Here is a 15441-nt window from a genome sequence, read left to right as displayed (position 1 = left end):
CGGCATGAACCCTACTGGGGGACTAACGTCAGATCCTTTGGGACCACGGACCAAACATCATGACTTGCAAAGACAGCAACCGATTTTATCGTAGACGAAACTAATCTCTGTCACTCGCCACTTTTGCAGAGACCGCTTTGATTGGCAGAGTATTTCTGCGTTTTCGGCTGCTGTCACCAGCAGGCATTGGGCGGCGCTGTTTTGAGAATTTACTGTAGGTAGCTTTGAGAGCTATCTGTCTGCCCCTAACGCTGGGGAGGCGCTCCGTCGTTGTGGGAGCAAAACAATTGCGCGGGGCTAATGCCCTTTGTTTGATCGTTTAACAGATGTTCTGACCTGCCAGATACTGGGAGTTTTTGGTGGACCTTCAATTGACCGGACAACCGTACTCTGTCTCTTCTTTCGTCACGGAGTTCTTTTCGTACCTAAGCTTCAATGGCTATTTTGTCATTGATCGGGGGGCGGGGTGTCTCCGGCCAAGCCTCGCAATCAAAGCGCGGTAGGGCAACGCAACGCTCCCAATTGAGCCATCACATAACGAACGACAGGTTCTCGGCTGTGATTTTGGGGTGCTAGCGGTCTAAAGTGTCCGGATAACCTCTCGGCCGATCTTGTGTCACCTTAAGCGATCGAAACCCAAAAGCGTCTTCTACCGCTTCAGGTCTCATCAAGCCCTTCACGAACCTTTACCAGCGCAGCATCAAGAAACACGATCACGTTTTCGATCTGCGATACCCGTTCTTTGAGTTCGGCAGTTTTGGCGACGATGACATTCTCCGCTTCAGACGGATCACAACTGCCGAAAAACGCCTTCATGAGTTCGCGTAGATCGGAGATAGATATCCCTGCCTCCCGACCTGAGCTTACGAACTTCAACTGTAACAAGACGTCGTCGCTGTAGTCGCGGTAGTTGTTGGTTTCGCTTTGACTGGCGGAGGACGAGATCAAATCGTTCTTTTCATACAGTCGGATGGTGTCTCGGCTCAGGCCGGATCTTTCGGAAAGTTCGCCAATCTTCATCAATACCTCCAAACCATGGACCATGGTCTATTGTTTTCCAATTCAACTTCCGTTATGTAGTGTTGCGAATCGAAATGCAACCAAAGAGATCGGACAGGACAGCACCATGTCACAGAAAATTGCTATCATCGGAGGCGGTTACTTAGGCTCCGAACTTGCGAAATCCTTGGACGAAGTCGCACAAGTCACCTTGATCGAGCCGCGTAGTCATTTTGTTCACTCGCCGGCAATGATCCGCGCTGTTGTTGATCCCTCGCTGCTGGACCGTGCGCTCATCCCTTATGACGGGCTGCTCAAGAATGGCCGGATTGTCGTAGCCAAGGCAGCGGGTATAGACGCAACTGGCGTAACCTTGGACGACCGCACACGGGTTGAAGCGGATCAGATCGTTGTCGCCACTGGATCGGGCAATGCCATGCCGTTCAAGCCACATGGCGCAGACATTGCGGGTCTTTGGGCGGACAACCAGCGTATTCATCAGCAACTCAAAGCAGCGCAGAGCGTTGGTATTGTCGGAGCAGGTGCTGTCGGTACCGAGCTTGCGGGTGAAATCGCCCATGCCATGCCCGGCAAAAAGGTGACGCTGATTTCAAGCGACGACACCTTGTTTCCGACTATGCCACCAAAGCTGGGTCGCTCTCTGGCTAAGAAATTGAGCAAGGCAGGCGTTACACTCCTCCTCGGCCAACGGGCAGAGAACCTTGAAAGCATGACCGAGCCATATGCGGGCAGCTTAGAGCTCACCGATGGATCACAGCACGATTTTGATCTGATATTCCCTGCCATCGGATCGCGCGCGAACTCCGAGTTGCTGGAGGCGCTTAATGGTGTCGAAAAATCAAACGCGAACCGCATTAAAGTCGACCCGTGGATGCGCCCATCGACGTTGCCCAACGTCTTTGCGGCGGGTGATGTTGCGGATGGGGGCGATGCGATGACCATCGTGGCCATCAGCCGCCAACTGCCATGGCTTAAGGCCGCGCTGATCGGCTTGGCTCAGGGCAAAACGCTCGAAGGCATCAAACCTTACAAGCCATGGGGCAACAGGGCGCCGATCCTTGTGCCTCTAGGCCCCAAGCTGGGGAGTTCCTTCCTTGGCGTCTTCATCGCAGGAAACTTCCTGACCAGCAGGATCAAGGGCAAAGACCTGTTTTTGACCAAATACAACAAGCTTTTGGGCCGAAAGGGCTGATCCGCCCGCTCGAATGGCTCGTGTAATTAGGAGAAGATTATGACGGAGTTTTTGAAGCACGACGCAATGCATTTGCCGTTCCCGATGGAAGACCGCGAGACGGATTTCGAATGGTGGTATTTCGACGCCGAACTGGACACCGGCGACCATGTCGTCGTGATGTGGTCCACCAATGACACCCGTGTGTCGCCGCGCCAACCGACCGTTCGCCTGAATATCTTCGCACCTGACGGTCGTGAAATCAGCGAGCTGGTTCGCTATTCTGACGATCAGGTCAGCCTGTCCTATGACAAATGTGATGTGCGTATTGGCGATGACTTTTGCATCGACCAAGGTGACCACTTCGAGATGAAGGCGCTGTGCAATGATCACGGGGTCCACCTGAAACTTTACAAAGATTTCCCGTCCTGGGTGGTTGGTAAAACCCCACAAGAAATGGCGGCGGCCGCCATGGGCTGGACTATTGCCGTGCCGCAGGGGCGCGCCGAAGGGACGTTGACGAAAGATGGTGTTGAAACGCCCGTCAAAGGCAGCGGTTACCGCGATCACAATTGGGGCAAGGTTCCCGTGTCCGCCGGGAAACGCAATTGGTATTGGGGCAAGCTGCACACGCCCGAGTATTCCGTCGATTACTCGGTCATGATCCTGCGTGACGGCCCGCCACAGTTTAGCTGCCTTGTCTTCTCAAAGGATGGCGCGGTCATTGACCCGGTCTTTAACCGCGAAGGTTTAACGATGACCGGTTCGGTGGAAGATATGGTCCCGGCGAGCGAGAGTGAGTTGGGGCTGCCCTACGGCAAAACCCTCAAAATGCAGGCCGCTCAGGGCGATTTCGCGATTGAATTCTAGATCGACCAAGACCACCTTGTTATGGTCGAGCGCCCCTTGAAAGAATGCGCCCCCAACGGGGAACCCGCCTACCGCTACCTTGGGAACGAAACCATTCGCATCACCAAAGCGGGCGAAACGCAGGAGTTCAAAACACAGGCCCTACACGAGATCGTCTTCACCATCCGCGAAGATGATCACTATGACGGGTACGACGGCTAAAAAGCCACCGCCGGGGCGCACAAGGCCCCGGCATCACTCACTTTTTTCAGACCCAAAAGATCAAGGCATCGACCTGTGCCCCACACACCGGCCACAGGGACGGTCGTCCTCTGGCATCTAACTCCTTCAAAAGGAAAGACCATGGAAATCTCACGCAGATCCTTTCTGACTTCAACCGCGCTCGGAGCAGGGCTTCTGCTTGTGCCAGGCTTGCGCTCTGTGGCGATGGCCCAAACGCCTAAATTCGTCATTGGCAACTACGAAGCGCCAAGCCTGTACGATCAGGCTGCCCAGGAAATCGTGACAGATCGAGACGATGGCTATCACAACGACGGAAACCCGCGCCATTACGAGTGGTGGTACTTTGATTTGTTTACCGTTTTAGGGCTCAAGGCCGCAGTGGTCCTTATGGATCGCCCATTGATCATGTTGGACAACCCAGATCTGCCGCCGATGATGATGTTGAATGTCGAACTTCCCGATGGCACTAACCGTGATTTTCAGGTGCCATTCCCTGGCGTGGACTTCATCGCGGCCGAAGATCATTGCGACGTGAGGCTGGGTAACAACTGGCTTAAAGGGCGCTACCCGAATTGGCAGCTTCACGCTGAGCATGAAGATGTGGTCGTGGACCTTGAACTTGTTGCGACCGTTGAATCTTGGCGTGCGGGATCAGGTGCGATGTACTTCGATGAAGCTCTGACCGTGTTTAACGCGCATGTCGTGCCCGCGCCGCGTGGCGTTGTGAATGGTACCATTCAAGTCGCGGGCGAAACCATCGCCATCGAAGACGGCATGGGCTACCATGACCACAATTGGGGCAACGCCGGCATCGAAGGTGTTCTCAAGGCGTGGCACTGGGGCCGTGCTGAATGTGGGGAATTCACGTTGAATTTTTCGTACATTGAACACAACTCCGACTACGGCAACAAGGTCGTCTGCAAGTTCATGTTGGCAAAAGGCAGTGAAATCTTGCTGAGTACGGGTGCGTTCGAGGACAGTTTTGTTGGTGAAATCCACGTGGGCCCGCAGTCCGGGAACGGCTGGCCGGACGGCTTCTTGATCGAAACGCCCTACAATGGCGACAAAATCCGCATCGAGATTTCGGGCAATCACCTTTTGAGTGACGCGCTTAATACCGAACAAGAGCCGAATGATGAAACCGCACAACCCGGTTATATCCGACTTGCCGGTGACATCAGGATGACAGTGCCTCTCGATGGCGGCGTCGAGGTCGCAACCGGCGAAATCATACACGAAATGTCCTTCTCGGAAGCGATCCCCAAAGCGGAAGCAAACTGGCTTCTGTAAGTCACAATTCGTCCCCTTGGGCCTCGAGACGCCGTTCCTTGAGCCGTTGTTGGACCCCAAGCTTGAGAGCCCCTTTCTAGGGGCCTTCTAGTAGGCAACTTCATCACCCGAAAACTGAAGGGTGAGCGCTTTCGGCCCCTATTAACTAAAGGTCATACGACACATTTCAGCGCAGGTAGGCTTCGGCGGTTGCGCCCTTCCGCAATCAAAAACAACTTACACCTCACCCGTAGAACGGTGGGTTTTGTTGTTTTTTGGGATTGGTGAAGCCAAGATCGAAGCCAAGTCCTCGTAGAGCTCAGTTACTTGACCGTAAGCGTTGCATCTATCGTAAGTGTTCGATTGTTAGAGGAAAATGGCCGCCTACTATGCACACTAAGCTCAAGCGTGTAATGGCACAGTGCATGAGATCTGGTTCGACGGGGCGTGGATCACTGATGGCCGAAGGCGACGGCGCCACCTCGCATAGTGCTAAATTGTCTGCCGGAGCCTGCAAGATACTTAACGAAAGAAACTATGATGAAACGTTCACTGATAAATTCGATCCTTACCGAGGGTGACGCCTTCATTCGGTCCTTTGGCTACGTGATGCCACCGTTCGCCTATCAATCACCTAGCGAACTCAAGGCGAGTGATCATTCTATGATCAGGGAACGCGGTATGGGGTGGGACATCACAGACTATGGCCAGGGCAAGTTCGACGAATTGGGACTGTTCTTGTTCACAGTCCGCAATGGTCTCGAAGCTGATCTAAAAAGCGGCAATGGAATGTTATATGCAGAGAAGATCATGATCAGCCGCGATAAGCAGCTGTCCCCTATGCACAAACACTTTGTAAAAGCCGAAGACATCATCAACCGTGGTGGCGGCACCTTGGTTCTAGAATTATTTTCCAGCGACAAGACTGGTGAAATTGACCCATCCGCTGACGTTGTTGTTCCTGTTGACGGACGTTTGAAGACCTTGCCTGCTGGCGGACTTTTGAAACTTGAACCGGGTGAAAGTGTCACGCTGATGCCCGGTGTCTGGCATGCGTTTTGGGGCGAGGGGGGCGACGTGCTAATTGGCGAAGTTTCCACCGTCAACGACGATCGAAATGACAATAAGTTCAAGATGGAAATCGGGCGGTTTGCATCGATTGAAGAGGACGAAGCCCCCAAACATCTTTTGGTTTCGGACTATGACACTTTTCTGTAGCCGCCTAGAACAGGTGGCGCTCTTTCGCGAAGAGTGCCGCCTGAGTGCGGTTTGAGACGCCAAGCTTTGACAGAAGGTTCTTGACGTGCAGCTTTACAGTGACTTCCTGAATGTCGAGATTTCTAGCGATTTCTTTATTCGACAGTCCTAGGCATAATTGTTCCAATGTCTGCATTTCACGAGCAGACAAATTCGCAAACTCACCGCTTGCTTTCTCTTTAGGATCGTTCGACCCGAAATCAAACGGGATATAACGCTCACCCGCGAGAATGAACTTAATAGCGTTTACCAGCGTGTCCGCAGTCAAGGATTTCGGAATGAAACCGTGCGCACCACGATCCATGGCAGAGTTCGCCACGTCGCGGTTAGCAACGCCGGACATAATGGCGACCTTCGCGACAGGGTGGGCCGCGCGTGCTTTCGTAAGCCCATCTAGCCCGTCCATTCCGGGCATATTGTAATCTAGTATCAATAGATCGATAGAATCGATCCCGCCCATCAATTCCAAAGCCGCGTCCAGGTCGGGGGCTGTCAGAACATTGAATTCTTCGACGGTTCTTAGGTAAGCCGCGATTGTATCGCGAACGAGATCATGATCGTCGGCTAGAAGAATATTAGGCATAGTTTATCGTCCTTAATTTCCACCGAAACTTGCACATCAAATATGATCTAAAAGTGGCAGACCTATACCAAAGTATAGATCGCTATGCCGATGCCCCAAACTAATTTTTCGAGTTTCTTCTAAATTTAAGTCATGTGATCAAAGGAAACGGAAAATGGCTGCACTAACCCGCTCACGGATATCGATCCTTTCTGTTGTTTTCGCTACGCTTTTTGCGTCGAGTGCGGCATCTCAAGATGGGATGGCGCTTCAAGTTGTGCCAAGCGCGACGTCTTCGGACATTATTGAGTTTAGCCGTGAAACGCTGGATGCGTTTGATCAAGTCGAGTTCACGACGACAACAATTTGGACCGACGGTGACACCCATTTCTCAGGTGTTTCGCTTAAGGCCTTGTTGGAAAGCATTGATGCAAACGGCTCCACAATCGAAATGGTCGCACTTAATGATTACGCGGTGACGATGCCGATTTCCGACTTAGAAGACGGCGCGCCTATCATTGCAACGAGAATGGATGGGAACATCATGTCGGTACGTGACAAAGGGCCGTTTTGGGTGGTTTTTCCGTATGACAGCGACACAAAGTACAGCACCGAAGTCACCTATGCGCGCAGTATTTGGCAATTGACCCGCTTAAACATCATAGATTGATGAGGGATCGCACCCTAGGGTGGTCTCAGTCCAAGGGGTTAACGTGAGAATGAACTCAGGAAAGTACCGACTCTCGATACTGGCAGGCCTAGGCCTGTTGGTCTTGTTGTTGGGTCTAATGGTGACCAATCTTTTGTCACAGCTACGCGATCTCTCGACGGCGCAGGGTGACAGCACGCAATGGAGCATTTCCCAACTTGATACGGAATTCGCCAATCTAAATGCGGACCTTTTAGATCAATTGGCGACAGGGCGCTTTTCAGACGAAGATCTAAAGTTGCGGGTCGACATTACGCTAAGTCGCCTCGATATCGTGAACTCCGGTCGCGCGGCGCGGATTATCGGTGAAAACGATGAGCTTACTTCTTTGATACGTGACCTCGGCCAGTTTGAAGAACTGGCGATATCTGTTTCGGATAGTTCGAACCCACTCACGGATGATCAGATTGCAGATTTGTTAACGATCGTCACAGAACTACGCCCCAATGTCCGCAGAATAGCTTTGCTTGGCCTAAGCCTTTCAGCCGAGCAATCTCAACAACGCCGTGCCCAGTTTGCTGGACAACTGCGGCGCACCGGGGGCATTGCGATTGTACTGCTTGTTTTGATGGGCGCTCTTTTGATGTTGCTGGACCGCATGTTCCGTCAAGCGGCCAAGAATGACGCGGCACTTCAGTCATCGGCAAAGCTGCTTAGCTCTACAGTCTCTGCGTCGCTCGACGCGATTGTAACTGCGAACGGAGCAGGTGAGATCATCGACTTTAATGCATCAGCCGAGAACGTGTTTGGTTGGAGCCGAAGTGAGATTATCGGAAAATCTATGGAGGAAACTTTCATCCCTCATCATATGCGCGATGCGCACCACAATGGGATGCGACGTTATATCAAAACCGGTCAGCCACGGGTTGTGGATGCGGGGCGGGTTGAATTGTCGGCGTTGCGCAAAAGCGGCGAAGAGTTTCCAGTCGAACTGAACATCACCTCTACCGAGGATGAGGATGGCGTAAAATTCATTGCCTACATTCGGGACATCAGCGAACGCAAGATTGCGGAACAAGAACTGGTAGATGCACGCGATCGCGCGGAACGTACAGACAAGGCCAAGTCGCAGTTCCTGACCTTGATTAGCCACGAAATGCGCACGCCGTTGAACGGTATTATGGGCGTGTTGGATCTGCTTAAGACGACCAAACTATCATCTGTACAGGAACGTTACGCCGACATCGCGCTCGCATCGAGCGAGATTCTTTTGGAACACACAAATGAGGCGCTCGATGTTACGCGCATTGAAACGGGCGACCTGAAACTCACGCTTCAGCAGTTTAGTCTACCGGAATTGGTTAATGGTCTGGCAGATGTCCTTGAACCGTTAGCCCGTGAAAAGGAACTACGCCTAATCGTAGAATTGGGCGATCCTGTCTGTATGGATTTCTACGGGGACAAAAATCGCATTCGCCAAATTTTGACAAACCTTATCGGCAACGCGATTAAGTTTTCAGATAGTGGCCAAATCACTGTGAAGGTAGACGGAATCCACGGCCCGGAACATTCGTCGGTGAAGTTCAAAGTTTCTGACACAGGGTCTGGAATCGAACCGGAACACCAAGAACAAGTGTTCGACGCCTTTGTCGCGCTTGCCCCAAGCGAAGGGCGGCAATCACGCGGCGATGGCCTTGGGCTGTCAATTTCTCAAAAAATTGCGCGTCGAATGGACGGTGATATCAGCCTGAAAAGTGAGGTCGGGGTCGGATCAACGTTCACCTTAACGGTCCCTTTGCAGCGCCGGGAAGAGGTGCCAAATAGCGATGCAACGGACGAAGATCCGGTCGCTCCGTCCATGAAGCCATGCAAAGTTCTGGTTGTCGAAGATAATAGCATCAACCGCAAAGTGTTAAGCGATATGCTTGAAGGAATGGGACACCACGTGACCCAAGCCGTCAACGGTGCTGACTGCATCGAAAAATCTGCACAGTTAGAATTCGACGTCATATTTATGGATATCAGCATGCCGGTCATGAATGGAATTGAGGCTGCACGCAGACTTAGGCACGACAATGGCCCCAACGCTGAGACGCGGATTATCGGGCTAACGGCACACGGCCGCGAAGAGTATCGCGAAGCGGCGGAACAAGCTGGAATGAACACGTTCCATACCAAGCCCATTCGCCTCGATGCTTTGCGGTCAATCATTGCTGAGTTGTCTGTGGCCGATCCTGTGCCCATGGTTTCTGCTAAGCACCCAGACGCGTTGGGCGAGATGCGCGATGCACTTGGTGCTGAGCAAGCGAGCGCTGTCGGGGAACAGTTCTTTAATGAGCTCGGAGAATTCGCCTCACAGGCCCGAGAAGGCCTCTTTGAAGGAGAGCCATTGGCACTTGCAGAGGCGGCGCACAAAATGAAAGGCGCTGCGTCGCTTTTTGGCTTTGAAGAGCTGGAGCCTTTGTTGGAAAAGGTAGAAAAAGACGCGCGTCAAGGGGCGGTTCCTGACCTCATCGCGCAGCTGGACGTTCTCGAGCGCTGCGCCCGCAAAGCAGAGTCGGACTTCTATGTGCGGATGTCGGTGCCGTCCTAGGATATCCTTTCGGCGGGCCACCTATCCGACCGAGTAGTCGACCTATTCCCTCTTTTTGTAACCTACACCCTCGGGCGGGGGGCCTTTAGGCGTTCAGTCTTTATTTCTTTGTTCATCAACAACACGGGCCGCTTGGAGGGGCCCAATTGAAAGGACTAAGAAAATGACAAAAATGAAAAATATCATCGTAGTCGGTGGCGACGGGTTTTGCGGCTGGCCAACAGCTCTGCACTTGTCTGGACAAGGTCACAACATCACTATCGTGGACAACATGTCACGCCGAGAGATCGATGCAAAAATGGGCGCCGACAGCTTAACGCCAATTGCCTCAATGGAAGATCGCCTTCTTGCTTGGAAAGAGAAAACGGGTCTCACGATCAAGTTCGAGAAGATCGATGTCGCACGTGAATTTGACCGCATTCGTGAGCTTATGGCTGCAGTGAAGCCCGATACCATCATCCATTTCGGAGAACAGCGTGCCGCGCCGTATTCGATGAAAGGCGTGAGCGAGAAACGCTACACAGTCGACAACAACATTTCTGGCACACACAATCTGCTTGCAGCATCCGTTGAGCTCGGCTTGGACGCGCACTTTGTTCACCTCGGAACAATGGGTGTTTACGGTTACGACGACGATGGCATCGAAATCCCAGAAGGATACCTTCCTGTTTACATCCCAGGCGACGACAAGAAGATATTCCAGCGTCACATCCTGTACCCAACCAATCCGGGCAGCGTGTACCACATGACCAAGTCCATGGATCAGTTGCTGTTTCAGTTCTACGCAAAGAACGACCAAATGCGTATTACCGACCTGCACCAAGGGATTGTTTGGGGAACGCAGACGAACGAAACTCGCTTGGACGAGCGGCTTATCAATCGCTTTGACTATGACGGTGATTACGGAACGGTGCTCAATCGTTTCTTGATGCAGGCTGTCGTTGGGCATCCATTGACTGTGCATGGCACAGGCGGGCAAACCCGCGCATTCATTCACATTCAGGATACAGTGAAATGTCTTGCATTGGCTGTTGCAAACCCGCCAGTGCGTGATGGCAAAGTCGCGATCATGAACCAAATGACGGAGACGCACACCGTGCGGGAGCTTGCTAAGCTTGTTTCTGAAACGTCTGGCGCCAAGATTGCGAATGTCGACAATCCGCGCAACGAAGCGGCAGAAAATGATCTGCGTGTCTCGAACAAGACCTTCATCTCATTGGGCCTAAAACCTGTGACACTGGCAGAAGGCTTAATGGATGAAACGCAGCACATCGCGGCAAAGTACGCAGGACGTTGCATCCGGAAAATGATCCCTTGTGTCTCGACATGGACCGACAATCAGCGCCCTGGCGTGATTGATCCGGAAAACTCGCGAGCGGCTTAACGGGTCGGCACTGTCGCAGCGTTCCGCTTGGAGGTGGAACGCTGCGATTTAGTCGACTCTACCTCAGAACAAATCGGTGAAAACTATGCGAATGATTGGCATTGGGCTTATAGGGATTCTCCTTGCAGGCGTGGCTCTCCTGCTTTCAACGACGGGGCTTTTGGAAAGAGGGCAACACTATGTTGGCACTTTAAAACACGATCAAAGTCTTGTTTTTGAAGACCGCAAGGCTGTTGAATCGAGTGGCGAAGACATTGCGATGGTCTATCGATCCAACCCAAACCATCCGGTTATTCTTTCTGGGCTTCCGGCCTTTCAAAGCATTCAGTTCAATCTTCCATTGGATGCGCGACCTACATCTGGATACCTCCAAATCAATGCAACACTACAGGCTCTCGAGGGCGTTGAAGGGGTTCTTCGGATTTCCATTGACGGGACCAAGAGAGGCGAAGTGTTGCTGCGTCCAGGCGTGGTCGAGCGTTCCCTGCAAATTCCGCTTTCACCGACGGATTTTGTTAGGGACCAGTTGGTCGTCTCTTTCTCACTACAAGGCGAGGGCCCGGGCTCTTCCTGTTCTAGGAACGAAGGTTTGGAAGCCGTCGTTGAGATTGAGACGACCAGCCTTTTGGCTCTGACCTTAGATCGTGAGTTGGAGACACCACGTGACAGGGTACATGCATGGGGCAATTTAGTACGCGTTGCATGGCCAGATTGGTTGCAGCAAGAAGAACGCATTCGGCGTCTAATCCTCGCTTCACAATTCGAGATGGAAGGCATCCAATCCGTGATGGTCGATGGGCAATCGAATGATGCACTGACGACCAATGATATGCGTAATGCATTACCGTTTTTTGAGGCGCAGGAAGATGACCTCGGGGGTGCTGATTGGCCTAAAGAGCTAGCACAAAGCGGCGCAAACGCGGGCATTCGTCACTTTTATCGGGGTACAACATGGCGTGAACGATATGATTTACGAGATGACCCAGCCTTAAGAGTGCCTGCGACCTTGGAACTTCATCTCGCGCTTGGGCGGCAAATACACCCTCAGGGCTGGACCGTTACAGTCGCGCTCAATAACCGCCTTGTGTATCAAGAAATCGTTGCTCCAGAGGACACTAAGTTTGAAGCTTCTGTGCCCCTTCCTGAAGAAATGCAAACCCGCGAAAACGTTATCGAAATTAGTGTGATTTCACCACACCGGTCCGTCGGTGAATGCGATAACGGGCCAGAGCTAATTGCCGAGTTATTGCCGACAACCGCGCTTTATCATGGCGATGCGACATATAACGATTCAATTGATGAACTTCGGGCCACACTCGAGTGGCTTGACCGGTTGAATGTTTGGGCCTTCGCGGATTTATCAGCATCTGATGCCCAAGTGGCGAGTGCGATGTTGGGGGCGTTGCTGCCGGATGCTGTTGCTATCGGCCCGAATACTGAATCCGCAAACATCATTCTAACGTCTACCAATCGCAGCATTGCAGCTTTTCCAAGCTCAGGGCCAGTTTGGTTGGTCACACGAGATCCCATATCCCAAAAACTGGTGGCAGAAGTCATCCAAGAAGGTTCCGAATTGCCGCGTCATGGTCTGGGGATCCTAGTTGTTCCAAATGGCGTCAACCTGACGGATGTGGCCGGATGAGCGATGCAGATGATAAGCGCGAACAGATCAATTTCATTTCTGTAGATAGCGCGCCGAAACGATTTGCGGGTGCCGTGACTGAGTGGCACGCCCCGAAAATGTTAGTGGTCTTTGTGGCGCTTGCAACGCTGCAGCTTTGGCTCGTCAACTTGGAGGCCGCGGCGCGGATCTTTCCAAACCATGATTACGTTTTTTCGCCTCACGAAGGGCGCCATGCGATTGCGATCCGGATTTTTTTAATCTCGTTCTTTGTCTCATTTGCCGCATTTAGCAATGGAGACATACGCGGGCGCGTTTTGTTTGGGCTCGATATGGTTCTCACGTTTCTAGCGGGATGCGCTGTTTTCGATTTGGGGAATTTGGCTGCACACAGCGTTATCGGCCAATCTCTGTCGTTACATTTCAGCGCGATCCTCTCGGGGCTTTTCGGCTTTGCGATCTATTCCTTCAAATTGCTTGAACGTGGGTTAATGCCTGCGCGCATTCGGATCGAACATATTCCCGTTAGTCAGGGGCGCGCATTTTGGCGCATCGGCGTTACATTGCTGGTCGCGACGATTGTTTCGATCTGGGTCGGTGGAATGGACATTCGGCTTGTTGAAGTACTGCGGCAATGGACCTTGTTAGGGGGCATCGGGCCGGGGGTATTTTTATTTTTGCCGACGCTGTTTGGGCAGCTTTACTTGCTGGCTGTTTACGATGTTTGGACTGCCAAAACGCCGGACTTTAGGCCCCCTGTTTCCGTGATCGTGCCTGCTCACAATGAGTCCTACATCATAAAGGATACCATCAACGCGATGGACGTCGCGGCACAGCACTATGGCGGCGATGTTCACATCCTAATCATGAACAACAATTCAACGGATGATACCGAAGATATCGCGCGCGCGGCTCTCGCAGCTTGCAAGGCCGCAAAGGGGCGGGTGATCAATGTTCCCAAGCCTGGAAAGTCGAACGCGTTGAATGCTGGCTTGGATGCCTGTGAAACTGAATTCCTCGTTCGCGTAGACGCAGATACATTGGTTGGAGAGGATAATTTCTCGCGCGCGATGCCATACTTTGCCAACCCGCAAGTCGGGGTTGTTGGTGGGGTCCCGGTTCCGCCCGGCGGGGCGCTCTTTGATCGTGCGCGCCTTCTCGAGGTTCTGGTGAAACATGGGTTCTACTCGGTTGCTATGGGCGCGGTGAATGGCGTCGTGGGCATCCCTGGAATGTTCGTTGTCTATCGGACCCACCATCCACGTTACCTTGGCGGATTTGTTGAGGGCATGAATGGCGAAGACACTGACATTTCGTTGCGTATTGGCGAACTTGGTTTCCACTCAGTCGTTGATCCGAGGATCCGCTATATTTCCGAGGTTCCGTCGTCTTATAGCCATATGCGTGAGCAGCGGATGAGATGGTTCCGTTCGATCTATCATATCTCTTCGAGATGCCGCGATTTGATTTACGGGCCCAACAAGACGCTCCGCGGTAAGATCATCCTGCCATATATGCTGATCAATTCTGCCCGCCGTGCGATGTTGGTTCCGCTGATTCTCTATGGGGTGCTTGAATGGGGGCTTCGACTTAATCCTGACAGCCCGATCATTTGGCAATCAATCGTCGCTGTCACAACGGGGGCGCCAGCGATCATGGCTGTTCTAGCATCGCTCTTGAATGGGGTGCCCAAAGGTATTCTTGCGCTGCCCGAATACCTGATCTTCCGAGTGCTTCGCGCATACTTCACTCTCGAGTCTATGCTGAGCATTTTAGTAGACGTGAAGGGAGAGGATCTAGAGCACGTTATTCGTCTAGACATTGTTTCAGATAAGCCAATTCGCGTAGCCTAAAGGCGGAATCTGAAGCCATAACAATCCTCCAAGACGCACCTTAAATAGCGAAGGATGTCGTGTCCGTAGGGCAGGGCCTAAATCGCTCTTAATTCTTGAACAAGAACCGTATGCGTAAGCATCAACTGGAATTGGGTGCTCTAGCTGGGGGGCTTCCTAATAGTCCAGCTTAAGCAGTGTAGCCTGAACGAAACTTTTCTAGAGCTGTGGTGAGTTCGGATTCTTTGCGGGCGAACCTTGAGGTCGGGACCGGTACGGAGATCGCATAAACACCACCCCCTGGTTCACTGATTGCAAACCCCAAGGCGCTTACACCATCGGTGTGTTCGCCTTCGTCGCGTGCAAGGGTTCCGGTTCGGATTGCTTCAATTTCGGCGAGCAGGCCGGTCAGATCGTGCTTTGTGTCTGGCCGATCTTCAAATTCTTCTATGATCCGTTTGGTGGCTTCTGTTTGATCGAAGGTCGCCAATGCTGCCTTCCCATTCGCCGTCGTTGTAAGTGGAAAGGACTCACCGATGCTTGAGACAGTGCGCAGTCTTTGACTGCCAATAACCTGATCGATAAATCGCATCCGCTTTCCTTCAAGGACCGCCAGATCAACGGTTTCTCCGGTGGTCTCTGAAATCTTTTTCATCAAGGGACGCAATCTATCGCGGATCGCACTCGATCGCGCTTGAGCCAGACTTTGGATTTCGGGGCCTAATCTGATTCCAGCGTTGCCCTTCTCAATTGAAATGAAACCCTCCGATTCCAGAGCAGCAACAATTCGCTGTACCGTAGAACGGGGCAGTTCGACCCGTGAGGCGATCTGACCGAGACTGAGTCCAGCTGTAGATTGCCCCAGCGCCTTAAGAATGTCGGCGGCCCGGGTGATGACTTTAATGCCTTGATTTTTATGATCTTTCTGATCGTCCAAGAACTGTTCCTCTTTTAATGCGTGCGCCGTTAGCAGGTGATTTAGCCTAGGTGC

13 protein-coding genes are annotated in these 15441 nt (G+C 52.3%); 10 read left to right on the top strand and 3 right to left on the bottom strand.

The window, feature by feature from the left end; translation table 11 throughout:
• Positions 1 to 657 precede the first annotated feature (657 nt).
• Positions 658 to 1044 carry a MerR family transcriptional regulator gene (locus tag L0666_RS06725; protein ID WP_235259528.1) on the bottom strand — a complete coding sequence of 129 codons (387 nt, stop codon included), beginning with the start codon at positions 1042 to 1044 and terminating at the stop codon, positions 658 to 660.
• An 82-nt stretch (positions 1045 to 1126) separates the two neighbouring features.
• On the opposite strand from L0666_RS06725, the gene L0666_RS06720 reads away from it, so the two are divergent.
• From L0666_RS06720 to L0666_RS06700, 5 genes are all read left to right on the top strand, one after another.
• Positions 1127 to 2212: an NAD(P)/FAD-dependent oxidoreductase gene (locus L0666_RS06720; RefSeq protein ID WP_235259527.1), complete on the top strand. Its 1086-nt coding sequence runs from the start codon at positions 1127 to 1129 to the stop codon at positions 2210 to 2212.
• A gap of 39 nt (positions 2213 to 2251) precedes the next feature.
• Positions 2252 to 3061, top strand: coding sequence for a hypothetical protein (locus L0666_RS06715; protein ID WP_235259526.1), 810 nt, complete (start codon positions 2252 to 2254; stop codon positions 3059 to 3061).
• 21 nt (positions 3062 to 3082) lie between these two features.
• Entirely contained in the window at positions 3083 to 3262 is a 180-nt protein-coding gene (locus tag L0666_RS06710) for a hypothetical protein (protein WP_235259525.1), read from the top strand.
• 141 nt (positions 3263 to 3403) lie between these two features.
• A complete protein-coding gene (locus tag L0666_RS06705; RefSeq protein ID WP_235259524.1) occupies positions 3404 to 4573 on the top strand; it encodes a hypothetical protein in 1170 nt (389 codons plus the stop codon).
• 519 nt (positions 4574 to 5092) lie between these two features.
• Entirely contained in the window at positions 5093 to 5770 is a 678-nt protein-coding gene (locus L0666_RS06700; RefSeq protein WP_235259576.1) for a D-lyxose/D-mannose family sugar isomerase, read from the top strand.
• 4 nt (positions 5771 to 5774) lie between these two features.
• Here L0666_RS06700 and L0666_RS06695 read toward each other — a convergent pair whose 3' ends face one another.
• Complete coding sequence (locus L0666_RS06695) at positions 5775 to 6392, bottom strand: response regulator (RefSeq protein WP_235259523.1); 618 nt, start codon at positions 6390 to 6392, stop codon at positions 5775 to 5777.
• Positions 6393 to 6546: 154 nt separating this feature from the next.
• Between L0666_RS06695 and L0666_RS06690 the strand changes: the two genes are divergently transcribed.
• The 5 genes from L0666_RS06690 (at position 6547) to L0666_RS06670 (ending at position 14471) form a co-directional block, all read left to right on the top strand.
• Positions 6547 to 7041, top strand: a complete 495-nt coding sequence (locus L0666_RS06690) for a putative pterin-binding protein (RefSeq protein WP_235259522.1) — start codon at positions 6547 to 6549, stop codon at positions 7039 to 7041.
• 49 nt (positions 7042 to 7090) lie between these two features.
• The gene (locus tag L0666_RS06685) at positions 7091 to 9613 is read left to right on the top strand and encodes an ATP-binding protein (protein WP_235259521.1); all 2523 of its coding nucleotides are present in this window, start codon (positions 7091 to 7093) and stop codon (positions 9611 to 9613) included.
• A 163-nt stretch (positions 9614 to 9776) separates the two neighbouring features.
• Positions 9777 to 10997, top strand: coding sequence for an NAD-dependent epimerase/dehydratase family protein (locus L0666_RS06680; RefSeq protein ID WP_235259520.1), 1221 nt, complete (start codon positions 9777 to 9779; stop codon positions 10995 to 10997).
• Between the two features lie 130 nt (positions 10998 to 11127).
• Positions 11128 to 12639, top strand: a complete 1512-nt coding sequence (locus L0666_RS06675) for a cellulose biosynthesis cyclic di-GMP-binding regulatory protein BcsB (protein WP_235259519.1) — start codon at positions 11128 to 11130, stop codon at positions 12637 to 12639.
• Positions 12636 to 14471, top strand: a complete 1836-nt coding sequence (locus L0666_RS06670) for a glycosyltransferase family 2 protein (protein WP_235259518.1) — start codon at positions 12636 to 12638, stop codon at positions 14469 to 14471. The genes L0666_RS06675 and L0666_RS06670 overlap by 4 nt, the downstream gene beginning before the upstream one ends.
• 169 nt (positions 14472 to 14640) lie before the next feature.
• Here L0666_RS06670 and L0666_RS17390 read toward each other — a convergent pair whose 3' ends face one another.
• Entirely contained in the window at positions 14641 to 15387 is a 747-nt protein-coding gene (locus tag L0666_RS17390; RefSeq protein ID WP_418887973.1) for an IclR family transcriptional regulator, read from the bottom strand.
• Between the last annotated feature and the right edge of the window lie 54 nt (positions 15388 to 15441).

It is taken from the genome of Octadecabacter algicola, assembly GCF_021532625.1.
GTDB lineage: Bacteria > Pseudomonadota > Alphaproteobacteria > Rhodobacterales > Rhodobacteraceae > Octadecabacter > Octadecabacter algicola.
This window is presented reverse-complemented; position numbering and strand designations above follow the sequence as displayed.